Annotated in this window: 18 protein-coding genes; 3 read left to right on the top strand and 15 right to left on the bottom strand. The window is 40.6% G+C overall.

Annotated features, from left to right (window positions below):
• Positions 1-216: 216 nt before the first annotated feature.
• On the top strand, positions 217-1,701 hold the full coding sequence (locus tag H7U04_RS00220; RefSeq protein WP_037602244.1) for a DUF1846 domain-containing protein: 1,485 nt from the start codon (positions 217-219) through the stop codon (positions 1,699-1,701).
• 221 nt (positions 1,702-1,922) lie between these two features.
• Here H7U04_RS00220 and H7U04_RS00215 read toward each other — a convergent pair whose 3' ends face one another.
• The 6 genes from H7U04_RS00215 to dhaK all read right to left on the bottom strand — a co-directional run bounded on the left by H7U04_RS00215 (position 1,923) and on the right by dhaK (position 6,777).
• A complete protein-coding gene (locus H7U04_RS00215; RefSeq protein WP_037601098.1) occupies positions 1,923-2,267 on the bottom strand; it encodes a hypothetical protein in 345 nt (114 codons plus the stop codon).
• Between the two features lie 302 nt (positions 2,268-2,569).
• A complete protein-coding gene (locus H7U04_RS00210; RefSeq protein WP_037601104.1) occupies positions 2,570-3,661 on the bottom strand; it encodes a glycerol dehydrogenase in 1,092 nt (363 codons plus the stop codon).
• A gap of 143 nt (positions 3,662-3,804) precedes the next feature.
• A complete protein-coding gene (locus H7U04_RS00205; RefSeq protein ID WP_201059202.1) occupies positions 3,805-4,788 on the bottom strand; it encodes a Gfo/Idh/MocA family protein in 984 nt (327 codons plus the stop codon).
• A 14-nt stretch (positions 4,789-4,802) separates the two neighbouring features.
• Entirely contained in the window at positions 4,803-5,177 is a 375-nt protein-coding gene (dhaM, locus tag H7U04_RS00200; RefSeq protein WP_013990335.1) for a dihydroxyacetone kinase phosphoryl donor subunit DhaM, read from the bottom strand.
• A gap of 3 nt (positions 5,178-5,180) precedes the next feature.
• Positions 5,181-5,756 (bottom strand): dihydroxyacetone kinase subunit DhaL, encoded by a 576-nt coding sequence (gene dhaL, locus H7U04_RS00195; RefSeq protein ID WP_118185407.1) that lies wholly within the window; start codon positions 5,754-5,756, stop codon positions 5,181-5,183.
• Positions 5,757-5,787: 31 nt separating this feature from the next.
• Positions 5,788-6,777, bottom strand: a complete 990-nt coding sequence (gene dhaK, locus H7U04_RS00190) for a dihydroxyacetone kinase subunit DhaK (RefSeq protein WP_201059201.1) — start codon at positions 6,775-6,777, stop codon at positions 5,788-5,790.
• Positions 6,778-7,103: 326 nt separating this feature from the next.
• Between dhaK and H7U04_RS00185 the strand changes: the two genes are divergently transcribed.
• Positions 7,104-8,369 (top strand): threonine/serine ThrE exporter family protein, encoded by a 1,266-nt coding sequence (locus tag H7U04_RS00185; RefSeq protein WP_118057959.1) that lies wholly within the window; start codon positions 7,104-7,106, stop codon positions 8,367-8,369.
• 366 nt (positions 8,370-8,735) lie between these two features.
• Positions 8,736-12,242, top strand: a complete 3,507-nt coding sequence (locus tag H7U04_RS00180) for a KxYKxGKxW signal peptide domain-containing protein (RefSeq protein WP_201059200.1) — start codon at positions 8,736-8,738, stop codon at positions 12,240-12,242.
• A 140-nt stretch (positions 12,243-12,382) separates the two neighbouring features.
• Here H7U04_RS00180 and H7U04_RS00175 read toward each other — a convergent pair whose 3' ends face one another.
• The 9 genes from H7U04_RS00175 to H7U04_RS00135 all read right to left on the bottom strand — a co-directional run bounded on the left by H7U04_RS00175 (position 12,383) and on the right by H7U04_RS00135 (position 25,865).
• The gene (locus H7U04_RS00175) at positions 12,383-13,216 is read right to left on the bottom strand and encodes a metallophosphoesterase family protein (RefSeq protein WP_070577005.1); all 834 of its coding nucleotides are present in this window, start codon (positions 13,214-13,216) and stop codon (positions 12,383-12,385) included.
• A gap of 50 nt (positions 13,217-13,266) precedes the next feature.
• Positions 13,267-13,590, bottom strand: coding sequence for a hypothetical protein (locus tag H7U04_RS00170; protein ID WP_080978413.1), 324 nt, complete (start codon positions 13,588-13,590; stop codon positions 13,267-13,269).
• Positions 13,591-13,723: 133 nt separating this feature from the next.
• Positions 13,724-15,739 (bottom strand): M13 family metallopeptidase, encoded by a 2,016-nt coding sequence (locus H7U04_RS00165; protein WP_201059199.1) that lies wholly within the window; start codon positions 15,737-15,739, stop codon positions 13,724-13,726.
• Between the two features lie 247 nt (positions 15,740-15,986).
• On the bottom strand, positions 15,987-16,316 hold the full coding sequence (locus H7U04_RS00160; RefSeq protein WP_201042832.1) for a bacteriocin immunity protein: 330 nt from the start codon (positions 16,314-16,316) through the stop codon (positions 15,987-15,989).
• A 213-nt stretch (positions 16,317-16,529) separates the two neighbouring features.
• Positions 16,530-17,117: a DUF1648 domain-containing protein gene (locus H7U04_RS00155; protein WP_064525405.1), complete on the bottom strand. Its 588-nt coding sequence runs from the start codon at positions 17,115-17,117 to the stop codon at positions 16,530-16,532.
• On the bottom strand, positions 17,107-17,382 hold the full coding sequence (locus H7U04_RS00150) for an autorepressor SdpR family transcription factor (RefSeq protein WP_002891308.1): 276 nt from the start codon (positions 17,380-17,382) through the stop codon (positions 17,107-17,109). The genes H7U04_RS00155 and H7U04_RS00150 overlap by 11 nt, the downstream gene beginning before the upstream one ends.
• Entirely contained in the window at positions 17,369-18,106 is a 738-nt protein-coding gene (locus H7U04_RS00145) for a YhfC family glutamic-type intramembrane protease (RefSeq protein WP_110981509.1), read from the bottom strand. Before H7U04_RS00145 ends, H7U04_RS00150 begins: the two co-directional genes overlap by 14 nt.
• A gap of 230 nt (positions 18,107-18,336) precedes the next feature.
• The gene (locus tag H7U04_RS00140) at positions 18,337-23,103 is read right to left on the bottom strand and encodes a glycoside hydrolase family 70 protein (RefSeq protein ID WP_110981510.1); all 4,767 of its coding nucleotides are present in this window, start codon (positions 23,101-23,103) and stop codon (positions 18,337-18,339) included.
• A 776-nt stretch (positions 23,104-23,879) separates the two neighbouring features.
• Positions 23,880-25,865, bottom strand: coding sequence for a KxYKxGKxW signal peptide domain-containing protein (locus tag H7U04_RS00135; RefSeq protein WP_037601148.1), 1,986 nt, complete (start codon positions 25,863-25,865; stop codon positions 23,880-23,882).
• Positions 25,866-26,173 lie beyond the last annotated feature (308 nt).

Raw genomic sequence — 26,173 nt, 5'->3', positions numbered from 1 at the left:
CCTCCATTTAAGACATTAGCCCTCAGCTACACCAAAGATAGGTGAGGACGCTTTCATTTTCTTATCCTAATTATAGACGACAAATGTGAAACCTTTATGAAATTAAATATTCTAATCATGATTGACTTTAAACTCTTTTTCTCCAACAAATCGACTTTCGCTAATAGCATTTACCTCAGGCATTTGATATAATTTTCCTCAGAGGTATTTTTATTTATGAAGAAACAAGCTTTTAGTTCTGAACAGTATTTGAATCTGCAACGCGACCATATTTTGGAGCGTATTAACCAGTTTGACGGGAAACTCTACTTGGAGTTTGGTGGTAAAATGTTGGAGGATTTCCACGCTGCTCGTGTCCTTCCTGGTTATGAGCCTGACAATAAAATCAAGCTCCTTCAAGAGCTTAAAGATCAGGTTGAAGTGGTTATCGCCATCAATGCTAGCAATATCGAGCACTCTAAGGCTCGTGGTGACCTTGGCATTTCCTACGACCAAGAGGTCCTTCGTCTGATTGATAAATTCAACGAGCTCAATATCTATGTGGGTTCTGTTGTTATTACGCAGTATTCAGGTCAACCTGCGGCTGATGCCTTCCGTAACCAACTGGAAAAAAATGGCATCACGTCTTACATCCATTACCCTATCAAGGGCTATCCAACGGATATGAACCATATCATTTCTCCTGAAGGTATGGGAAAAAATGACTATATCAAGACTAGCCGTAACCTTATCGTCGTTACTGCTCCTGGTCCTGGTTCTGGTAAATTGGCGACATGTATGTCTAACATGTACCACGACCAAATCAATGGCATCAAATCAGGTTATGCAAAATTTGAAACCTTCCCAGTTTGGAATTTGCCACTTCATCACCCAGTCAACTTGGCCTATGAAGCTGCCACTGCCGACCTTGATGATGTCAATATGATTGACCCATTCCACTTGGAAACTTATGGCAAAACTACGGTAAACTACAACCGTGACATCGAGATTTTCCCAGTCCTCAAACGTATGCTTGAGCGCATCCTTGGTGAGTCACCTTACGCTTCACCTACGGATATGGGTGTTAACATGGTTGGTTTTGCCATTACGGATGATGAGGCAGCCAAAGAAGCTTCTAAACAAGAAATCATCCGTCGCTACTATCAAACCGTCCTTGATTTCAAAAATGAACGTGTTCCTGAGACTGCTGTCAAGAAGATTGAGTTGCTCATGAATGACCTTGGTATTACTCCTGAAGATCGCCAAGTGGTTGTTGCAGCACGCACTAAGGCTGAAGAAACAGGTGGTTCTGCTCTTGCCCTCGAATTGCCAAATGGTCAAATCGTCACTGGTAAGAATTCAGAACTCTTTGGTCCAACTGCAGCTGCTTTGATTAATGCTATCAAGACTTCTGCAGGTATTGATAAGGATACTAAACTTATCGAGCCTGAAGTGGTTAAACCTATCCAAGGTCTGAAAATTGACCATCTGGGTAGCCGTAATCCTCGTCTCCACTCCAACGAAATCCTTATCGCCTTGGCCATTACAGCTGCCAACAATGCGGATGCGGCGCGTGCCATGGAGGAACTTGGTAACCTCAAAGGTTCTGAAGCTCACTCAACAATCATTCTTACCGATGAAGACAAAAATGTTCTTCGTAAGCTCGGTATCAATGTGACCTTCGATCCTTACTATCAATACGACAAATTGTACCGTAAGTAATTCATGATTTAAAACAAGAAAGACCTCCGTTTTACTAACTGGGGTCTTTTCGAAATCACTTTAGCTGGAGAAAGAAAAAAGGGAAACTCTATCGAGTTCCCTTTTTGATAACCCACTCTTTCGTCTCGACCCGTTCCCAATGAAAAGGGAGTGGCCTAGCATTATTATGAAAAAGTGAGTTAAAGGTATCAAACAGAGGGCTAAGCCACTCCCGATTCTAATCAGCCTACGATTTCTATCTTGAGAAAAGGTAAGCTAAAAAGCAAAATTATAGTAGATAGGACAGCAACAAGTGGGAGATAACGACCTCCAACAAGATAAAGTAACAATGGCGCTATCGCTATAAAGCGATTTAGAAAATTGCTAGTAACACGGACAATTTGCCCATCCTCCACCGTAATAGTGTTAGACTTGTAACCCAATTTTCCGACACTCAAACGAGCTTTTGACGATGGTAGGGAAACGCTCACGTCTTCCACTCCAGAAACTGTCCCCACAAGACTACTGTCTACGCGAATAGGACTCTTTCTAGCTACCTTGCTCGCTTCTATTGTAATACTAGCCACTAGTCATCTCCTTTTCCTATCTTTTCATTTATAGTATACACCTTTTGAAACGCTTACACAAGGGAAATGACTGTTAAATCAAGATTTCTTGAAAATGTTTTATGTTTTCAAAAGTTCTTAAACCGCTTTGAGGGACTTTGGAAATATTGGTTTTTAAATAGTAAAAAGGGCTCAGTCCTATCTAATACAGAACTGAACCCTTTCCTATAACAATTTGTCTATCCTGTTGGGATAAGTGCCTGAGGGGGATAATATTCCTATACGGGAATGGTGGCACTTTCCCTACAAAAGACCAAATTTACTTAGGCTAATCCATGAACATAAGCATCTACAGCAACGATGGCTTGCGCAATATCAGATGCTTTCACTTCAAATGGCATTTGATGGATAGTTTCTCCTTCAATTGTTGCTTGTTGACCAACCTTGAGGAGATCTTCATAGCTTGCATTTTCAAGATGCATTTCTTTAAGAGTAGTTGGCATGCCAATTTGTTGATAGAAGCGAATGTATTTATCCAAAACTTCTTTTGGACGATTTTCTAAGAACAATTGCACAAGAGTTCCGTAGGCTACTTTTTCACCATGAGTCAAATGGTGAATATCGCCAGTGAGAGCTGTGAAACCATTATGGATGGCATGAGCAGCAGCCAAACCACCACTTTCAAATCCAATACCACTAAGAAGGGTATTAGCTTCAATAATATTTTCCAGGGCAGGCGTTACCACTTTAGCTTCACAAGCGGCCATGGCTTGTAGACCATCTGCAAAAAGAATCTCTTCACAGCGTTCAGCAATGGCAACCCCTGCTAGAGTTTGGTGTTTACCTAGCATAGTTTTTCCGTTGGCTTGCATAACTGCTCGAGCTTCTACCCAAGTTGCTAAGCCATCTGCAATACCAGATGCTAACAAACGTTTTGGTGCTTGAGAGATCACTTTACTATCCACCAAAACCAACTCTGGGTTCTTAGAATAGAAGATATAGCGCTCAAAGGCACCCTCGTCAGTATAGATAACAGACAAAGCTGAAACTGGAGCATCTGTAGATGCGATAGTTGGGGCAATAACAACTGACGATTGTAGAAGGTCTGCAATAGCTTTAGCACTATCGATAGTCTTACCGCCACCGAGTCCAATAACTAAATCACAGCCTTCTTCTTTGGCTAGGCTGACCACACGATTAATTTCATTATCCGATGCTTCTCCATTAAAGAAGACTGGTACAACTGTGAGTCCATTTTGAACAAGGTATTCTTCGAAACGTTTACCTACAATATCATAAACTACTGAGTCACATAGTAAAACAGGATGAGTTCCCAATTCTGAAATGGCTTTTGCATTTTCAAATAAGGCATTTTCACCTTGAATGTAACGTGACGGACTTGCAAAATTTCTCATGTCTTTCTCCTTTGACATAAATGTATTTATATAGAATCGGTTAAATAGACCTATTCCTATCTTATGCAGGGCTAAATCCTTTTAAGAGACTGTCTATCTTTTGTAGTCAGTACATTATACTGGTCTTGTTTATCATCTAATCGCTACTCTTCTTCTGGGTAGACCAAGCCCCAATCTTTGCGGAGTTGAGTCATAAGTTCCATGACATCTCGGCTGTAATTGAGGTAGGTATGATCATCCTCGCCTGCAACAGCTGCTTCCATGTCTAGGACCTCATACTGGAGGGCTTTGGCGGTTTCTCCGGCCTCGATGACTTCTTGTGAGCCATCTTCTGTATAGGTGATGACTGCCTTTTGCCCACGTGGGTACTCGTAAAGTTCGATATAGCCCTTGTCATAAGAGATAGTGCCACGTTTAGGTTGTTTGGCATGAAGACTCAATGTCACCGTTGCCATTTCCCCTTCTGCATTGGTAAGGAGAATACCCGCTTGCTCATCAACGCCAGTCGGAGCTAATTTGACCTGTGAAACCATCTCTGTCGGTTGTGAGGTCATAAACCAACGCACGAAGGATAGGGCATAGACACCGATATCAAGTAGGGCACCACCAGCTAGATTACGATTGAAAAAGCGGTTGGTTATGTCATATTCTTTGTAAGAACCGAAGTTCATCTGGATGACCTTGAGAGGCCCTAGCTTACCACTTTCCACGATTTCAGATAGTTTTCGATAGATAGGCATATGGAAAATAGTCATGGCTTCTGCCAGTTTGACATGATTTTCTTCGGCGAGCTGGATAGCTTCTGCCAATTCCTCACTATTTAAGGTGATAGATTTTTCACAGAGGACGTGTTTACCTGCTGCGAGTGCCTTGCGAAGAAAATTGATATGCGTATTGTGAGGCGTTGAAATGTAGATAATATCCACTTCAGGATCTTTAAACACTTCATCAATCTCTTGATAAACCTTTTCAATGCCGTATTTTTCAGCGAAGGCAACACCCTTATCATAGGTGCGATTGGCAACGGAATAGAGTTTACCACCTAGAGCCTCTAAAGCCTGTGCCAACTCATTGGCAATAACACCAGTTCCAAGACTAGCCCATTTATACTTAATTTGATTTGTCATAGTTTTCCTTTATTCTATTTTTGAATGGTTAATTCATTTATCTGTGATAAGATTTCAACTTCACTCGCTCCTGCCTGAAGCAAGGCTGATGCCGCATAGGCCCCCTCAATGAGAGGTACCTGCTGAATAAGGATTTCCTTGTCTGAAAATTCTTCAACCATCTCCAAATTCATACGAGCACTGCCCAAGTCGTAAAAAGCCAAGAGACGGTTAGCAGGCTGACTATCCACAGCCACTTGCACATGGTCAAAACTAGATCCCAGTCCACCATCTTCAAGACCGCCTGTAGCCGTTAAAGGAATATCTGGTGCAACTTCACGAATCAGACTCACCAAACCTTTAGCAATATCAGCGGAGTGGGATACAATCACAATTCCAAGTTCTGGCATGTCCTATTCCTCCGCTTCTAGTAAGGCTTTGAAGAGTAAGCCAGACGAATACGAGCCTGGGTCAATGTGACCAATTGAACGCTCACCGACATAAGAGGCACGCCCCTTTGTAGCCGCAACTTCCTTGGTTGAAAGAACAGCTTGGTCAATGACATCATTGGTTAGTTGACCTTGTTTGACAGCTTCAACAACCGGATGCCAAACATCAACCATGGTTTTTTCACCAGCTTGTGCATGACCACGTTTTTTAATCATCTCGAGACCTGCCTCAAGCACTCCTGCCAAATCTTGACCAGCTTGTTCAGCCTTCATCATGCCCATAAAGGCAGACCCATAAAGTGGACCTGAGGCACCACCAACCTTACTAATCAAGGCCATTGAAACCGCCTTAAAAACTTCTGCTGCACTTTGGGGTTCAGTACTGTTAATAGCCTCAATGGCTGCTGCCATACCACGCGCCAAGTTAGCACCATGATCACCATCTCCAATAGGACCGTCTAATTCAGACAAGTGGTCTTTTTCTGTTTCAACTTTTTGGTCAAAGTCTTGCATCCATTTTACTGCAACTGTTTTATCCATAATATACCTAATTTCTAGTTCTCACGTCAGACTACCAAGCAATAGTCTTAACTGGACTCTCCAAAGCCTCAAGCCAAGCCTCATCTTCAATCTTCATCAGAGTCAATGAGAGGCCTGCCATATCAATAGAGGTCATGTAATTCCCTAATTTTTTATATGCCATATCTAGTCCGGCATCTCCAAGAATACTTGCTACATCATTAGCAAAGACATACTGCTCCATGAGTGGTGTCGCACCCATACCATTGATGAGAAGGGCATAGCGTTCACCTGACTTAGCCTCAAAGGCTTCAAGGAGCTTACCAGTCAATTCTTCTGCTAACAGGCGAGAAGGTTGCATAGACTCCTTGCGATAGCCTGGTTCACCATGGATACCAATACCGTACTCTATTTCATCCTCTGCTAGGACAAAACCAGGTTTACCAACCTCAGGAACTGTCGCACCGCTAAGGGCCAAACCAATAGTGTGGATATTAGTAACAATCTTGTCAGCCAAGTCTTTGATTTCAGCCAGAGACTTACCTTCGCGAGCCGCATGACCTAGAATCTTATGTACGAAAATGGTACCTGCAACCCCACGACGGCCTTGAGTATAGAGGCTATTTTCCACAGCAATATCGTCGTCCACAACGACACTGGCAACCTCGATACCTTCCATTTCAGCCAATTCTTGAGCCATCTCAAAATTCATGATGTCCCCAGAATAATTTTTAACAACCATGAAGACACCAGCCCCTTGATCTGCTTCCTTGATAGCTTCCAAAATTTGATCAGGCGTTGGTGACGTAAATACTGCACCTGCGATGGCTGCTGAAAGCATACCATCACCTACAAAACCAGCGTGAGCTGGCTCATGACCACTTCCGCCACCAGAAATGAGACCAACTTGACCAGCAGCCTGCTCATTTCTTACAATGATGTCAAAGCCGTCAACACGATGCACCAAATCACTGTGAACATAAGCCAAACCATCTAGCATCTCTGTCACAACATTTTCAGGTTTATTGATAATTTTTTTCATGGAATTGTCTCCTTTTCAAAGGTATCATCTATTTGCACTTACATTTGTTCCCTTCTTTAATTGCTAAGCCCCCTATAAATAAAGGACTGCAAGGCTTTTTAGGAAAGGTATCGTAAAAATATGTAAACGCATACATTTTATAATTTAATTGTAGCATTTGCCTCTACCAATAGCAAGGCAAAAGGCAAGCCCTCCATTTTCCTGCCCCCAATCATTAAGTAGAAGAAAAATCTCATAGAAAGTTCTATTTTAGTCGTCAAAGCTATTGAAAAACCACCATTCAAGCCTTATAATGGAATGACGAATTAAGCGATAAGGAGGTTCAAATGACCATCGATTTTCCAAGAGAGACAGAAATAGAAACCAAAAATGAAATGGATGCCGTCCTTCAGGCAGGCCGTGTCCTTATGGAGAGCGGTGCCGAGATTTACCGTATCGAAGACACCATGGGACACATGGCCAAGTCTCTTGGTATCAGAGACTTCTCCACTTATGTGGTCAATCGAGGAGTCATGATTTCTGGACTCAACCGCTCAGGTCTTAAAGAGTCTCGTGTCCTAGCTACCTCAGTCCCGTCTATCCATCTAGGTAAACTAGAGGAAGTAAACCGCCTGTCTCGAGAACTGGCAGAACAGCCAAATCAGCCTGTATCTAGCATTTTCCAAAAGCTGAAAACCATTGAGCAGAAGACTTTCTATCGTCCTTTAGAGGATATTATAGCCTGTGTCATTGGTGCAGGGAGCTTCTCGCTAGCCCTTGGAAGTAGCTGGATTGATGGGACTGCTGCGGCTATATCGGGAGTTTTTGTAGGGATTGGCATGCAACTCTTTTCCCGTTTTATTCATACCAGTTTCTTGCAGATTATCCTTTCTAGTGCCATTGCCGCTTTATCAGCTAACATTCTCTATTATTTGGGTATCGGGCAACATCGTAGCGTGATTATTCTGGGCACCTTGATGATTTTGATTCCTGGGGCTTACTTTGTAAATGCCATTCGAGAATTCACCCAGAACAACTACTATAGCGGTCTAGCCCTGATGTTGTCAGGGGTCTCCACTTGTCTATCTATCTCTGTCGGTGTTCTTGCCATGATTTCCATTCTTCCCTTTGCGGAACAGTTATCAGGCATGTTCTCAACACCGTCAACCTCATGGCTGGGGGTCTCGATTCAGACCTTCATGGCAGGACTAGGGACAGCAGCCTTCTCCGTGCTTTACCGAGTGCCTAAGAAATACTTCTTAGACCTTGGGACCCTAGGTGCCGGCTCATGGCTCCTCTACCTCTTGATTTGGAATAATACCCATCACGAGGTCCTCGCCATCCTCTTCCCAGCCCTATTAGTCACTATCACCTCACGCTTTTTGGCCCACTACCGTAGATGTCCAGCTACAGTCTTCCTAGCCTCAAGCATGTTCCCACTCATCCCAGGGATGAGCTTCTACCGTGCGGTCTACTTCCTCTTGATTGGAAATGCAGACCTCGGCCTCAGCTTCCTACGAGCTTGTTTCCTGGCCTCCTTTACCATCGCCATCGCTGTCAGTTTGACACAACAAATCCCTAGCCGCTATTTTGTACTAGGGAAGAAGAAATAGATTGTTAAAAGCCATTGGTTTTATATGCCAGTGGCTTTTTTGGTGGCGTTCTAAAATCAGTGAATAGCATATTATGAATATCAAAAATACCCTACTCAAGGATCTATCCGCTGCTAACTTAAAGCAAATACATCATTAACTCTCTTTAATGAAAGTTTATCATTCATATACTATCAGTTTTGTTTAGAGTAGAGTTGGAAAGAGTTTATACAAAAAATAAAAACGCTTACACAATTCTTTGATTTTATTAAAATGTGATGATAAACTTGATATGTAAGCAATAGAACTATAATACTAACTTAATTTTACTCATGAGTTAACCATATCCTTGCTAACATTGTTCAGTTTAATGAAAGGAGCATTATCATGGAAAAGAAAGTATACTTTAAACTTCACAAAGTAAAAAAGCAATGGGTAACCATTGCAGTAACTGGTCTAGCTCTAGGACTTAGTTTTGCAAGCTTGGGCTATGTGTCCGCAGCTGAACAGACTCACCCCACCTCAGAACCAACTGTTGAAAACAGCATCCAAGAAAACGCAATTGATGTCGTAAGCTCGTCAACTAATGAAGTTATTACTAAACCAGAAGAAAACAAATCTTTCGACGCCCCCAATACAAGAGAAAACATCACTGAAACTACTTCTACTGAATCTGACCTAAGTACCACTGAAGCAACTGTTCCAGAAACAAGTACTTCTGAAATTAACTCTCAACAAGCTCTTCGTTCGGAAGTCTCTACTGTTACTAGCAGTGAAGTCGTAAGCTCTGAAACATCACATTCTGAAACAAATACAGCCCATGAAGTAGAAGAAAGTCCCGTAATATCCGGCGGTCATTACACTAGCGATGATCAGGGCAACTGGTACTATATTAAGGATGGGAAAGCACTTACTGGTATGCAAAATATTGATAATGTGAATGTCTACTTCGATGCCGATGGTAAGCAAGTCAAAGGAGACACCCGTCATGTTAATGGAGCAACATATCACTTTGAGAAAGATAGTGGACGACTTACCCGTAATGCTTTTGCATCTGATAAGAATGGAAATTGGTACTATTTAGGCCACGATGGGAAAGCACTTACTGGTAGCCAAGTTATTGACAATTTTCCACTCTACTTTTACCCTAATGGTGTTCAAGCTAAAGATGCCTTTGTCATCCTAGATGGAAATTCCTATTATTTTCAAAAAGATACTGGCCAATTGGTTCGTGACCGTTTTTGGTCGGATGACGACGGCAACTGGTACTATAGTGATAAAGAAGGGAAACTTCTAACAGGCGAACAGACTATAGATGGCTTCGACATGTATTTCTACCCAGACGGTGTTCAGGCCAAGGGTGAAATCGTTACAATAGGTATCGAACCCTATTACTTTGATAAGGATAGTGGTCATAAGGTTATAAATACCGACATCACTATTAATGGAAAAACTTACCACGCAGAAGCTAATGGACTTTTGATTGAAACTGAGCAGAAACTTCCACAACTTCCACTTGTTTCTGGTGGCCATTTCCAAGAGGATTCCTCAGGGAACTGGTATTATTACACCGCAACAGGAGAGAAACTAAGAGGATGGCAAAATGTAGATGGAGTAACTCTTTACTTTGATGAAGAAGGTCGTCAAGCGAAAGATGGCGAAAGAATCATAGACGGCTTCCATTACTATTTTAGTCACTATTCAGGTGCTGTAAAAACCAACTATTGGCATACTTGGTCTATTGAAATCAGAAGATGGGAACCATTTGCAAAAACGTATAACATCTATTATGGTTCTGATGGTCGACGTTACTATGGATGGCATCGAGTTGGCGATCAACTTTATTATTTTGATCATACTGGTCGAGTTGAAAATGCTCTTACTACCTTCAAAGGACAAGACTACCTCTTTGATAATCATGGAAAATTGGTAAAAGATGCCTTTTATATTCAGTCATTACGTGTCTTTGCTGGAACTTTAAATACTAGTTATCGCTCCAATAAATTTGGTCAAGTACTAACCGGAGAACATCATATTAATGGTGATGACTACTATTTTTCAAATTCTGGTTCAGCAGTCACTGCTATTGTCACAAAAGGTGGCAAGGATTATTATTATTTTGAAGGTAAACTTCTGAAAAACTATCTCGGACCTTTACTCGTACGTCAGTATATGGATGATTATACTTACTACCATGGCATCGTAGGTACAGATAAGGATGGGAGGGTACTTACTGGTGTTAGCACTGCAAATAATGGTAAACTCTATTATTTTGAAAATAAAGGAGATATTTACCATGAAAGATATATCCCCCAAATGGTTACAGTTACAACACCTACATGGAAAACGATTGATGGTAAGCTATACCACTTAGAACCTAGCATAAACAGAACTTACAAATCTGGAAGAAGCCGAACCTATACCGTCAGAGAAGAAGTAGACATTATTAACCACGGAGTACGAACAAAGACCGATAAGATTAAACGTATTATTGATGATGATTTTGGTAATCTATACTATCTTGATGAAAACAATGATTTTTACATCGGACATCTACTTCCAGAAAACACAGATTTAACCAAGATTGAAGAAACTGTAATTCAAAGTGACAATAAATTCTATGCTTTCAATAGAACAAGTTCGCTTTCCGAAACTTCCCCTCTTACAGTTTCCAAGACCTTAGTTTACAATAAAAAAGCCTACCTCATTGATGATAAAGGAGTAGCGACCGAAACTAAACTAACAAATCGTTTCGAACACGATGATGCATGGAATTGGTACTACTTTGATAACGAGGGAAAAGCTGTCACCGGACTCCATTCAATAGATAATGTCACTCTATACTTTGATAAAGAGGGCAAACAAGCTAAGGGACGACTTGTCGAAATTGACGGTCAAACACATTATTTCGATAGAGACAGCGGAGCTATGTGGACTAACCGAACACTTGAACTTAATGGTATTCGTTATGTCATTGACCAAAATGGTTATGTAACGATGAACAAACCTGGACAATTTATTCAAGATAAAGATGGTGATTGGGCTTATATTAAAGAAAATGGACAGTTAGCCACTGGACTTCAAATTATTAATCATCAAAAATACTACTTTGATCCAACTGGAAAACAAGCCAAAGGAAAACGACTTCTGCTTGATGGAAAGTACTATTTCTTCGATAACGATACTGGTGCTATGTTCGTAAATAAATTCCATGAAACAGGCGATTACTTTTCTAAAAAATATACTTATTTTGGCGAGGATGGAAGCCAGATATTTGGTTGGGCAACTATTGACGGTAAACGTGTTTATTTTAAAGAAGATGGCTACCAAGTTCGAAATGATACATACAAGATAGGTGGTTTCGATTATTTCTTCAAAAAAGACGGTAGTATGCTTGCTAATGATATTGACGGCAACTACAAATACTATTATGCTGATAAGGACGGTCATCTACAGTTCGGGTGGGTTAATCACAATAATGAAACCTACTATATTAGCCCACCATGGGGAGCTGAAGACCGAACATATCTAAAAACTATCAATGAAAAGACCTATCTTTTGGGCCCTAAAGGACGACTTCTAAGGAATACAGCTACAGACACCTCGACCTCTTGGAATGGTTTCTGTATCTCTGATGAAAATGGAGTTGTAAAAACAGGTGTCATTCGGTTAGAAGATAATAGGCTTTATTATTTCAACCCTGAAATTTATATGACTACTCCTTTTAGTGGCGAATGGGCAGAGTTTGATGGTAAACTTTATCATTTTGAAATGCCGATATCAGTTAGTCCATACTCAAAAGGTTCTCCAATTACCACTAACACTACGCTTGAAAAAGATGGAAAAACCTATATTATTGACGAAAATGGCGTAGCTACAGAGAAAAAGGATTAATATCAAACTAACAACTGTAAGCATTTAAAAATACCTCATTTTTGCCAAAATGTATTCAAAAACACCAGAAATCATTTTTTCTGGTGTTTTCTTTTTGTCTAAAACCTAGTAAGGCTACCGGCAAAATCTCTATCATCAATCTACTTCAAGTCAAAATATTTCTTGACATCTTTAGCATAGCCATACTGTTGATTTAAACGCTCGAGCAAGTTTTTATTATGGCCTGGATAATTGTCATTTCTTCGTAATTCTTGATAAAGCTCGATATAAGGCAACTGTTTGTCTTTGGCTAACTGCAACTCTGCTTCATAAGCATAGGCAATCTTTCGAAATTGGAGATTAGTAACACCATCTTCTTCGACATCGATTATGGCATACTGAGCCCTATGATTTTGCAGGGGTGACCAATCAAAATAGGGCATCCCAATCGTACCAGGATTAAGAATCTGTTGCCCCTTACTACCATAACGAAGCAATTGCTTATGCACATGACCGTAAATCGCCATATCTGTTTGATCATCTAATAACTGATCAAAATGACTGGTATCATTAGCTGGACGTAACTCACCTCCGTAGTTCTTCTCCGGTAAGTGATGCGTCAAAGAAAAACGAATCCCATTGATTTCCTTCTTCAAAACCAGAGGCAGAGAACGTATCCAATCAACATATTCAGTATCCAATTCTTCCATCAAGTACTGGGTAAGTCGCAAGAGCTGAACTTCTTGTGGATTCTCCAGACCATATTCCCCATCTAAAGCCTCCAAAACACAATCATCCCAATTTCCTCGAACGGTAGCTGTTATCGGGATAGAAGACAGAAGCTCAAAGAGTTCATTTCTTCCTGGTCCAGGTAATATAATATCCCCCATTAACCAATATTCTGTTGCACCCAACTCTTGTGCATCCTTAATAACTGCTTCAAGAGCTGTTGTATTCCCATGAATATCTGACAAAATTGCAATACGATGTTTCATCTATACTCCTTTACTGATGGTCTACTAAGTTAAAACTAATATAAGAACAACTATTCTTCCTCACCATCACCCTCATACAAACATGCCACCAAACGTTCAAAGGGCTCTATATACTCCCAATACTCAAAAGGGAGATTTGAAATCTTACTTAGATCATTATCATCAAAATGATACACGAGATGGCGTAGTATTTGATTTTCAATATAATGGATATCTCTCAGCTCCTCGAGACTGATTGTATCCAGTTCTATGATGTAGTGACACAAATCATCAAGTGCTTTTACGTCAAATTTTTTCTCCTCGTGTAGGAAGTAGAGAAAGCTCTGATTCTCACCTCTTTTATTATCTTCTATCAGATTCCTTTTATGCATCATTCTTGAATCCTTTCCTTAATAGTAACATTATAACACTAGAAAATGATTCTCCAAAGTGACAACATAAAAAGAGAACCTGGGATGTTTCCATTCCAAATTCTCTTCTTGTTGATTTACAAAATATCAACACATCTTACCACAAACTAATGCGTTTGCTTGGTGCTAGATACATGGCGTCTCCTTCCTTAATCTGAGGGTAGGCCTCATAAAACTCAGGAAGGTTTTTAAGTTGTTGGTTTACACGCAACTCATTTGGTGCGTGGACGTCTTGTACCATGGTATATTTATTGTACTGTAGGCTGGCCTTTTGTTTCCAGATATCTGCGTAGTTCTCAAAGTAATCCTTGAGGTTAGGTTTTGTCATATCTGTTTTGAGAACTTGTAGTGTGGATGAGAGACCGCCAGCATCTGCGACATTCTCAGTGACTGTGAGTTTTCCATTTACCTTAGTCCCGTAAATTTCCAAACCATTCCACTGGTCTTCAAAGGCTTTGATTCTCTTGTCAAAAGCTTTGCTATCAGCTTTTGTCCACCAATTGTGCATGTCGCCGTTCTCATCATAGTCGGCACCATTGGAGTCAAAGGCATGGGTAATTTCATGTCCAATCACGACACCGATACCACCATAGTTCTTTTCAGTACTTTGGTTCTTGTCATAAAACGGCGCTTGCAAAATACCAGCCGGGAAGTTGATACTATTGCTTTCTGGGTTGTAATAGGCATTGATATCAAAAGCTGATCCAGACCATTTATTCTTATCAATAGGCTCATCAAAATGATCAATGGTATAACGTTTTCCGAACTGGGCAATGTCTTCTGACAGTTCAAAGAAGGACTTGTTTGGGTCAAGATGTAGTTCCTTAGTACCAGGATCGACATCTTCCTGATAACCTACGAAAACCTTCATTTTATCCAACTTTTCGATAGCCTTGTTGCGTGTGCCTTCCGTCAACCAATTATTCTTTTGGAGACGGCCACGATAGACATTTTTGATTCTATCAATCATGCCTGTCACATCAGTCTTTGCTTCCTCACCAAAGTATTTACGTCCATAATAGACACTCATGACATCACTAAACAGATGGACACTCATCTCGTAAACCGAATCTTCCTTAGAAACTGGCTTCTGTGTGCCCATAATAGCCATGCTAATCGATTCAAAATTCAAGCGATAATCTTCTGTCAGAGAATTTGACGCTGCCATAGCTTCTTGCACCAACATCCATGATTTGATTTTAGAAAAATTGTCCTGATTAACGACCTTACTATAATTCTCAAAATACTTGGTATTAGGGACATTGATGGTTTCTAAATCACGTCCCATAATGCCTTTGATGACATCATATAATTTGAAGGAACCAGAGTAGGCATTAATCTCTTCTGCCGTTTTAGGATGAACCAAATTCTTACTCTCAGACATCTCTTCATTACTGAGACTGTACTTAGCAATTATTTCGTCGAACTCCAGTGCTTCTTTGACAATGCGTTTACTATTTTTTTCACTATATCCAAGCATTTCCAAGGCTTTTTGCGTGGCTGTCTCGATTGGAGTCAAATATTGTTTCTTGCTGGCCTCGTCTTTATAAATAGACACATCTGGCAATAAAATACTTGGAGGACTCAATTGGATTTGTTTTTGGCTGGTATTCTCTGCGTTAGTTCCTACGTCATAACCAAATGGAAGAGGAATCCCTTTATCAGTCAAGCTAGCAGATTTACTGGCCAAATCATTCAGATCCTTGATATCCTCAATTTCTTTTAGATAAGGTTTGAGAGGTTCAAGGCCATCCTTCTCACGCTGCTTGTAATCACTAGCAGCCTTGTAGAAAGTGATAAACTCAGACATCCCTGTAATATCTGACGTTTCCTTGCCCTCCCCTAAATTTTTGATATCCTTCTTTAGCTTTCCTTTGATATCTTCATCTAAAGTATAAAAATTATCAATGCTTGGAGAATCAGCAGGAATTTTGGTTTTTAGCAGCCAGTCCTTGTTAACAGCTTGGTAAAAATTTGAGGCTACCGTAGCATTCTTGTCAATCGGTGTCTCTTGAGGGACAAAGGTTTTATAGGCCCAAAAACCACCTCCTGCAAGAGCCAAGGCCAAGGCTCCCGTTATGGAACTAAGAATAATTTTCTTACGCTTTTTCATAGATACTCCTTAGAAAATTAGATTAATACACTTGTATTATATCATTAGAACACTGGTTTTAGCAAGATGTTTTTGGGAGACAAAAAGAAGTAATCAGTCGATTACTCCTCTTTATTTTCTTAAATAGCGAAAATTGGGTAACAAGATACTCAAGATAAGAACAATAAAAGATCAACTAAATCCAACTTAGCAGGTTGAATTCAGTTGATCTTTTTGGTCATTTTACTAATCATCACAAGCAGATAAATCATTTAAAAGACAAACTGCCGAGTGATGTTAATCCTCTTGCTAGATTAATGTTACGCTCTGATTTTTCTTGGAATTCTGTGAGCGTCTTACTCAAGTCACTCACTCCAGAACTCAGAGAAATCCCTTTAGAAAGATTGCTGACTGCTAGAGCCTGAATAGCTCTACATAATTCTGCTAGAAGTTCGTCATTATCCTTCTTTCCAACTTCTATTTCATTTTTAAACGTTACGAGCAACTCTCTCTCATTTTCAGTTGTTTCTGGATTTATAATAAGATTGTAGATATTGTTTAAGATATCCGTAATTTGGTTGTTGTTACTTTTTGTCATCTAGATTACCTCCTATAACCTGTAGCAAGATTAGGTCGAGCAAGTGAATTAAATTGGTTAATTGTTTGTGTTGTCATGAGCAACGACCTCTTTTAATAGTTCGCTGTGACATCATTATACACATCTAGCATATCAAATTCAAGAACAAAAATATCCTTCTGCCACAAATAATCCAAATTTAGCACCAACAGACAAAAAGAAGTAAGCAAACGATTACTTTCTTAAACTGCGAAAATTGGGTAACAAGACACTCCAGATGAGAACAACAAAAACACCTAAAATAATAATTGTAATATAGGGGTTAAAGTATAGGCTGATTAGTAGGACAAGACTCATCGCAACCATTAGGTAACCTAACTTTCTCGCTACTGAGTTACTGCTCTCACTGTGATTTTTAGTAGCTAGACCAATACTTTTAGGAAGATAATTTCCTATTACTAGAAAAATGAGTGCTACTAACCAAATGACAGTCAATCGAACTTGGACATGTCCGCCCATGGCAACAGTCAATACGAGACCTTGAATGATAACTGCAGAAATCGGAATAAGCCATAACATAAACTCTTTTAAGAATGAAATGGTTATTTGTTTAAAATATGAAAATAAGAGATTATAAATGGCAAGAGCAATAAAAGGAAGGACAACTATTGCTAGATTGCGATTCATAAAACCATTGGCTTGTTCTTCCACATTAAAGTGGATAGCCACCCGATTTGGGAGTTGATTGTAAAAGACTAGTCCGACAATAACCGGTGTGAGTATTACTAGATTGCCAATGACTCTTTGCATATTATTTTTCATCTTCTTTTCCTCCAAGTGACTGAATCCACGTTAAAATTTCTTCAAAAACGGTTAAGTTCAAACTATAGTAAATAAAATTCTTCTGCTTTTCTTCTTCAATAAGTCCTGCTTTTCTCAAGGTAGACAAATGATGAGAAACTGTTGCGGGAGCCAAGTCAAACTGCTGGCTAATTTCACCTGCTGACTTGGGCCCAGACTTTAGATAGTCTAAAATTTCTCTCCTCACGGGGGCAGAGATGGCTTTTAAGGTTTCAGATAAGCCCATGAGTTTCCTCCTTTTTCCAAATTTGGCGTGTCACAAGTCCGACACCTAGCACATAAATAGCTAACATGACTTCGATTAATAAGATATTTCTGACTATCCCTTGTTGATAAGCACCTGCCAAAAAATCGATGGTAGCATGAAGTAATATCGCCCATAAATAGAATGAAAGCTTATGCTTAGTGACTGCTAAAAAATCCCAAGCTGTAAGCAAGACTTGTAGTAGCAATGCAACTAATCTTTCAAAAAGAGACATAACAACTGCAAATCCAGTTAGTTGGTTGACCTGACTCACAAGAAGTGACGGCAATTGACTGGTCTGACCTGAATGGATGGCCTGTAAAACAATGATGTAAGTGAGTAACCCCATCACTCCAAGCAAAATAAATTCACTAAGTCCATGTCCAAAACCGTAGGCAACAATATCAGATGTCATCAAACTTCTTTTCTTAGCAAGGACCTTAAACACCACATAACGTGTTGTTTCTTCGACAAGGCCAGCCATAAGTCCTCCATAAATAATGGTCAACCATTTAGAAGAGTGGACAAAGCCAGAAAAAACCACAGCATTGATAGGTCCTTCAATCATCATGACAGGTAAGGCAAAACCAATCAGACCTACTAAAAAGAGCTTGATTGAAAATTGCCATTTTTTCTTCAGAACGATAAAACTTATGATGGCGATAACTAACATGGCAAGAATTGTCATAAAAAGGAATGTTTCCATTTGATTTATTCTTTCATTGAGACGGGATAGGAATGCTATATTGGTAAGAACACCTATTTCTATATTTTTCGAAATAGATTATACGCTTTTCCTAAAGCACTGTCAAGACTATTTCGAAGAAAATCGAAATAGGAGTACAAAAAAAGACCGTTTTCACGATCTTTCTTCTTGAGAATTTTCCCTCATTCTCGACTGTGTGTTCTCTGGCCATTCACACGGGCTACTACTGCTTATCTTCCTGGGATATATTCGCCGGTGTTGGCATCGTAGTAACGGCGTTGGCCGTTGACTGTGACGTAGGCACCTTTAACTTGGCGACCTGATTGGTCAAAGTAAAGGTGTTGGCCATTGATGACTTGTTCGCCTGTTACGGCATAGCCATCAGCTCCGAAATAAGCCCAAACGTTTGGCTCGATTTGAGCAAAGCGGTTGGTTACAGGTTGACCGTCGTTTTCGTCATAGTACTTGTAACGACTACCGACCTTAACGGCTTTGCCCTTGTATTGGATACCATTTTGGTCAAAGTAGTATTCCTTGCCATTGATAGTCCACTTGCCTTTAAGGGCTTGGCCATCAGTATTGAAGTAAGACCATTGGTTTGGTGCAATCTCAGCAAAGCTGCTTGTGACAAGAGCTCCACTGTGGGCATCATAGTAATAAGTCTTACCATCTTCAACAATGGTTTTACCCTTGACTTGGATACCATTTTTATCAAAGTACTTAAGGTATCCATGATCAGCACGAACTTGGCCGATTGCCAGTGAACCGTCTTGTTTGAAGTACATCCACTGGTCATCACCTACTTGGAGGTAGCGTCCGCTAGCAAGAATACCTGATTCTGGCTCATAATAATATTTGATGCCATTTTCTTCGATAATTTCGCCCTTAGCTTGGCTACCATCTTCCTTGAAGTAATAGAGGTGACCATCAATGTATTGACGTCCAGTGACACGGTTACCTTCTTTATCAAAGTAGTTCCATGACTTAGTTGCTGGGTTATAGACAAAGATGCTACGTCCGATTTCACCTGCTGGTGTGATGTAGCGAGCCTTACCATTTTCAAAGATAATAGAATCAGCTCGGTTGCTGTAGGCCGTACCGACACTACCATCTTGATTAAAGTAATAAGTCTTACCGTCAATGACACGTGAACCAGTCACAGTGTTACCATCAGCATCGAAGTAATAACGTTTACCAGTGCTACTATCTGTCGCAAAGACATTGCGTCCCATATCACCTGTTTGGGCAGCATAGTAATGCAATTTGCCATCATCAGTACGGACAATCCGATCCTTAGCCTGAAGACCAGTTTCACGGTCAAAGTAGAAATGGTGACCACTCCAATGAAGGTTACCCACTACCATGGTTCCTTGTGTTGTAAAGGCACGGACTTGCTTACGTTTGTCATCAAAATCAACGAAGGCATTCTTAACCATAGCACCGTCTAGACCGTAATAGTAAGTATAGCCGTTGCTAGCACGACGAAGAGCATTACGCAATTGGATACCATTGTCAAAGAAATAGTAATCCTTGCTATTGATGTTTTGGGCACCCTTGGTCATCTTACCGTCAGCACCGAAGTAATACCAGTTACCATTACCGTCTTGAACAAATTCATTCTTAACGGCTTGGTTATCACGAAGGAAGTAAACATCTTGTCCACGACGTTGGAAGACTTGAGTGCTTGTAATGGCACCTGTGTCACGAAGTGGTGTTGGCAAGAGTTGGCCGTTGGCTGAAGTATTAAAGTACTGGTTGGTCTTGTCATCACGAAGGACAAAGTTGATGCCTCGTCCAAGGATGTTAGTTCCGTTGAAGTACTTAGCAGACCATTTGGTAATCTTTTCATTCGTAGGCAATTGCTTACCATTTGAGATTTGCACACGGTTGAAAATAGATGGGTACTTAGCTTTCAGCTCATCAAGGAAGGCACCACCGTACTTGCCTTGATAGTCTGTGCCATCTGTGCGGGTATTTGCCACATAGGCTTGGTCCACAATTTGATAACCTTGTTGGTGATAACCGTAGCCGTTAACACGTGTGGCATTAACTACTTCTTTTCCTGGAAGGTTATAAATTTGGTCTGGCACCCAGTCAGCAATGGCTTGAATACCATCTTTGTGGAGAGCACGAAGGACATTAAGGAGGTCCTCAAGTGAGCCATACTTGTTATTTTGACTCAAGGCCATGTCATAACGGTCATCAAAGGCATAACCATTGTCAATTGTTGAATCAAGGAAGGTACCATCCTTACTTGAAACGTACTGTGGTGGAAGTCCAACAGACGTAACACCCCAAGCTTTGAGCAAATTAGTGTTCTTAGCCAAGACACGGTTCATATAGAGTTCTGGCTGATCGTCCGCAAAAGCTTGGAAGTTTGAGAAGGCTTCATACATGACTTGCGAATCAAGGGCTGCTGAAGACTTGTAAACTTGACCATCTCTATTGGCACGGTTACTTGGCTGTGTACGTGCGTCTTGGTTAGCCTTAGCCCCGACTGGTACCCAGACACCGAGGTAACCTGATACTTGCACATTTTCCACACCAAAAATATCGTTGGCATTGAAGGTCAAGTTCCCATTCCAGTCGGTACGTTTAAGAAGGTTTTTAGGCACATCAGAATCGTTGAGGTAGGTTGCTATACCATCTTTTGTTGTCAAAAGTAATGGGCGATAAAGCTGATTACGGTGAGCTCTACCCATGTTCATCGTTACGGTTTCATTGCTACCCAATCGGAAATCATAGTTGTTGGTCATGATGACACCCATCCCTTGCGTACGGGTTTCAGCAGTTCCCCAATCAGTTCTGTTATTGGCACCTTTACCATAACGAACTGATGTCAAGAGGCCGTCATTTCCGACTTTCTTCACTTCCATGTCTTGACCACCAGCTACATACTTGATACGGGCACGCAAGAGGGTGTCGATAGCATCAAAGTAAGGCGTCTTTTTCGCCATGTAGTGACCATCCTCACGGTAGAGGTCACCGTAATAAACACGTGTTACAGAGTCCTTGTTGGTCAACATGAGGGCATAGACAGATGGCAAGTTGTAAGACGCATAAGTTTTATGAGCCTTATCAATATCCTCATTGTAAATCTCGAAGGCCTTCTTGATTTCATCACGGGTGAAATTGTAACCAAACAGATTTGGATTGATACGATCACGAATGATACGTTGGATAATGGTTTGCGCTTCCGTATCGTGGGCACGGGTGAAAATATAGTTGGCCATACGTTCACCGTTCTTATCGTTAGCACCACGTGGATTCAAACTACTATTCATAAAAGCAGTCATGTCCCCAAGCTGCATACGTGTATTTTTATCACGCATCAAAAGGTTGGTAAGAGCATTACGAAGGGCATTATCAATCGGCAGTTGTGCCCCCTTATTGTCCTTGTTGTAATATGGGTCGTTGGCAGACCAAGCTTCCAAGTATGACAAGTGTTTGATCGCATTGGCTTCAGACTTGTCAACACCATAGGCTACTTTGAAGTAATCAGAAGCGATTTGGAGAAGGTCAGCATCCACATTGTCCAAGGCATCGACACGCAAACCGTCAAAGTTAGCAGTTGGGTCATTGGCCATGATACTTCCGATATTCATCATGAAGTGGAGCCAGTTAAGTTGCTCCGCCTGAACAGCTGGGTTTGAGTTATCAATATCGTTGGCAAGCAAGAACTCAAGACCACCGATAGAATTGTCCTTGAAGTACTTACGTGTACCCGTCTGGTTAGTAGGTGTGCGGTTAAGTAGACGATAATCAGAGTTGGCGTAGCTAGTACGGTTACCAGTATCACCCTTACTGTTGTTAAAGAGCAACTGTCCACCTTGCAAATGGTCGTATGAACTATTTTCAGTGCTACTATTCCAACCAGGCTGAGTCTTGATAAACTGATCAATACTTGTACGCAACCAGTTGGTATTGCCTTCACGCGCAATACGTTCTTCAATCTTAGTCTGAACCGCTTTAGCAGCTAGATTTAGACTTTCCTGGCTAGAGTTGGTTGAAAATGATCCTGCACCAAGACCTTGATTTTGCATGTAGTTTAGGTAGTTAACCTGAGTCGATTTGTCAGGCCACCAAACCATCAAGAGTGGACGTTTGTCCGCTTCAGTTGAAGCTGTCCAAGTCTTACCATCCTTGAGAATACTCTTTGGACGGTACCAAGCATCTGCTGTGATGAAGGTGTCCAGTTGGTCCAAAGATTTGTTATCGTTTTTGTAGAGCTGATTTCCAGATGAAAAATCTACGGTCGCCTTGATAGGTTTAGTTGAAAATTCATCCTGTGACTTGGTCGCAAGAGCCCCTGTTTCAGCATCAAAATAATATGACTTACCATCTTGCTCAAAGACGAAGTTCTTACGCACACTACCGTCACTATTGACATAGTATTGTTTGCCGTTAATCCATTGGATACCAGTCGCTGTGTTTGTGTTGGCTTCACGAGTTTCTGCCAAGGCACGACGGCTACGTGTACGAGCTTCTGTATTTGCCGTATCAGTTGTTGCTGCACGGTCTGTAGTAGCTGTTGCACGATCCGTTCCAGTTACTGCAGCGTTAGTATTTGTATTTGTATCAGTTGTTGTGGCACTCGTATCAGCTGCAGCTGCTTGCACATTTGTACTTGGTGATGCTTGACCTGAGTTAGTTTCCACTGTCGCTGCGTTTGCAGCAGGTGCCGCTGCCCTATCTGTAACATCGGTTGTCGTGCTAGTCGCATCTGCGACAGGAATAGCCACGCTCGCAGTATTAGCATCTGCTGAGATAGTTGGTGCTACTGTAGTTGCTGCATCATTAGTTGTAGCTGGCGTTTCTTGAAGCAGATTCTGACTGCTATCACCCGACTGATTCGCAGGATTTTGCTCATCGGCCTGAACCTGTTGATCCGCCAACAAAGTTCCACCAGCAACAGTAACCATTGAGAGTGCTGTCACCCCAATAGTCACCCAATTCTTCTTCACTTTATGCATTTTAAAGCGTACTTTTTGTTCCATAATATTTACCTTTTTCCCTTATATTACTTCTATCATAAGCTATTTGACAAGGGAATACAATTACACAACTATAATGTCAGCTTAATGTATCTACCTTCGTTTTCTCAGAAAACGTCCTTTAATAATCTGCCTAATAAATGCCCCTTGTGAACAAATGCACTAAGGATAACATAAAACCAACTAAAATCGTTAGGATTTAGACTTTTTTAGACGATAGAATCATCCTACAATATTAATTTATTTTTAAATAAAAAAACCTTCATTTCTAAGATGAAATAAAGGCTTGGGTTAGAGATATTACCTAGTGAACAAATCAGCTATGGTTTCAATAATGGCATAGAGTAATGGGTATTTTCGTTTTCTGAAGTCTGTTTTATAAAAGTAATAATTCGAAATTAAAAGAAATAATATGACAATGATAATCCAAGCCAAGATAACCATAATTTCTCTCCTTTAAGAAGTCAGTTACACCTAGAGCTTAACGAAGATGGTTCCCCATAACTACCTCTAACTCTTTTTTCCTACATGCAAATATAATACCCATTATAACACGGCTATAGCTCCTCCTTGCGAATATGAGAGGGACAAAATTATTAGGATTTAAGTGTGAAAAAGCATCTGGGTGTACACTGACAGTTTCTCTAAAACAACTCAAAAAAAACCAGCAAACGCTGGTTTTTTCATCTATTTAATCACCTAGAGTTATGATAGGAAAATAATAATAATTTAGATAGGAAAAGGAAAAATTAGCTCTAGATTTTTAAAGTACATAGTAATTAGCGACGCTGTCTCAATTCACCAGTTTTAGCATCGCAGAAGAGGCGTTTGCCACCAACATAAACATAACGTCCTTTCACTTGACGACCTGAACCGTCAAAGTAAAGCTGTTTGCCATTGATGACCTGTTGTCCAGTCACTGCTTGACCTGCTGCGTTGAAGTAATACCAGCAGCCACGTCCAGCTTCGACAAAGCGGTTTACCACTTGCTCACCAGTGTGGGCATCAAAGTAACATTTCTTACCTTGGACAGTAAGCAATTTACCTTTGACTTGAGCACCATTGCTACCAAAGTAGTAAACTTTATTGTTAATATTTTGAAGACCTGTCACTTTGTGACCATCTTGGTTAAGGTAAGCCCATTGGTTAGCCGCCATTTGAATGAATTGGTTGATGACTGCTTGACCAGTGACGGCATCATAGTAACGTCCTTCAGCCCAGCCACCTTTTAGCTGGCTATGGTCTTTGTTGAAGTAATAGAGTTTACCATCAATCACTTTGGCACCTTGAACGAGGCAACCAAAAGCATCCGCATAATACCAGTTGTTGTTTTCAAAGATAAAGCGTGACACAGCCATTTCACCTGTTTGGGCAGAAATGTAGTATTGCTTGTTGCCTTGTTGCATCATCTGACCTTTGATTTGACGGCCTTCTGAGTCAAAGCAGTATTCTTTACCATTGATGATACGTTTTCCTGTCACAGCGTAACCATGTTCATCAAGGTAGTACCAAGCTTGGTTTTCTTTATTTTGAACAAAGGTATTTACAGCCATATTACCAGTATCAGGGATGAAGTAACGGATACGGCCATCTGAGAAGCGAATAAATTTGTCTTTAGCTTGGATACCTGTTTGTGTATCAAAGTAGAAGGTTGTGCTACCCATTTCAAGGAGACCAGTAGCCATGTGACCATAACAATCGAAATAGCGAACATCTTTACGGTAACCAGCAAAATCGTAGAAGCCGTTGATAGCTTTCACACCATTTTTATCATAGTAATAGGTGTAACCATCGCTACCTTTAACAAGTGAGTCACGAGCTTGAAGACCATTTTCAAGGAAGTAATAAGCCTTACCATCGATAACCTTTTCACCTTTGACCTTTTGACCATATTGATCGTAATAATACCATTGATTTTCGCCTACACGGATAAATGAAGACTTAGCATTGTTCGAATCAACACTTGGTTTAGTCTCACCTGAGATGATTTGGTAACCTGAGTTATTTTGCTGGTTACCTTGTGAAATGATAGTGACATTAGCATTTGAACCATTCGAATGCCCTACTGATATGTTTGGAAACAGTTTATTAGAATTCGAAACGATAGTAACATTCGGCGTAGTTCCTGAAGCCGTGATGGTAATCGTCGTATTTCGACCACCATTCCAATGAATGCCGTTTGAGTCAGACGAACTCGTCGTAATTGTCGCAAAACCGCTAGCTGACGATGATGATGACCATGATGATGACGACGAGTAAGAATACCAAGCTGAACTTGATGAGCTTGAAGAACTTGACGCACTAGCACTTACTGATGCCGAGCTGCTACTTGATTGGTAAGCAGAACCCGTTTGTGATGAATTAGAGTTTTGTGTTCCTACGACTTGTGAAGTTTGTGATGAACTCACTTGACCAGATCCACCACCAACTACAGTCTGAGATGAGCCTCCTGTTGAAACAGATGATGAAGACTCGTAGCCTGTACTCGTTTGACTTGCATAGTTAGATGGCACTGCTGACACATAAGTAGCACCTTCTGTTAAGGTTGGTGAATAGCTTTCATTAATCAATGATGCACTTGACTCAATGCCTGCATCTGTTTGTTCAAAACCATCACCATTAGGAAGTGACACTTCATCTGCTTGTGCCGATTGGTCTGCCAAAAGGGCTCCACCCGCAAGTGCAACCATCGACAGCGTACTAACTCCAATAGTCACCCAGTTTTTCTTGACCTTGTGCAACTTAAACCCAACTTTCTTTTCCATAACATACACCTTTCAATATAACTTTATTTCTCTATTCTATGTTAAGGGATTTTGGAAACGAATACAATTACAGATGCATAACTCTAGTCTCATAAGACTAACCTTATGCCCATAATAGATTTCAAAAAACAAGTCTAAGATACATGGTTAAGCCTTTTATATGTTAGAAATCGTTTCCAAAAAACGTTCAGATTTTTTAAAAAGTACACAGAAATTCCGATGTTTAGCCGTTTTAGCTCTTCCTTCATTAAAGGACTGAGCATAATTTAAAGCTAAAGTAAGCAGTTTATTGAGGAATCTATTAATCA

The organism is Streptococcus sp. 22.1 (assembly GCF_016648645.1).
In the GTDB taxonomy this organism is placed as follows: Bacteria; Bacillota; Bacilli; order Lactobacillales; family Streptococcaceae; genus Streptococcus.
The sequence above is the reverse complement of the archived record's forward strand: the minus strand, read 5'-3'. Positions and strand labels throughout refer to the sequence as shown.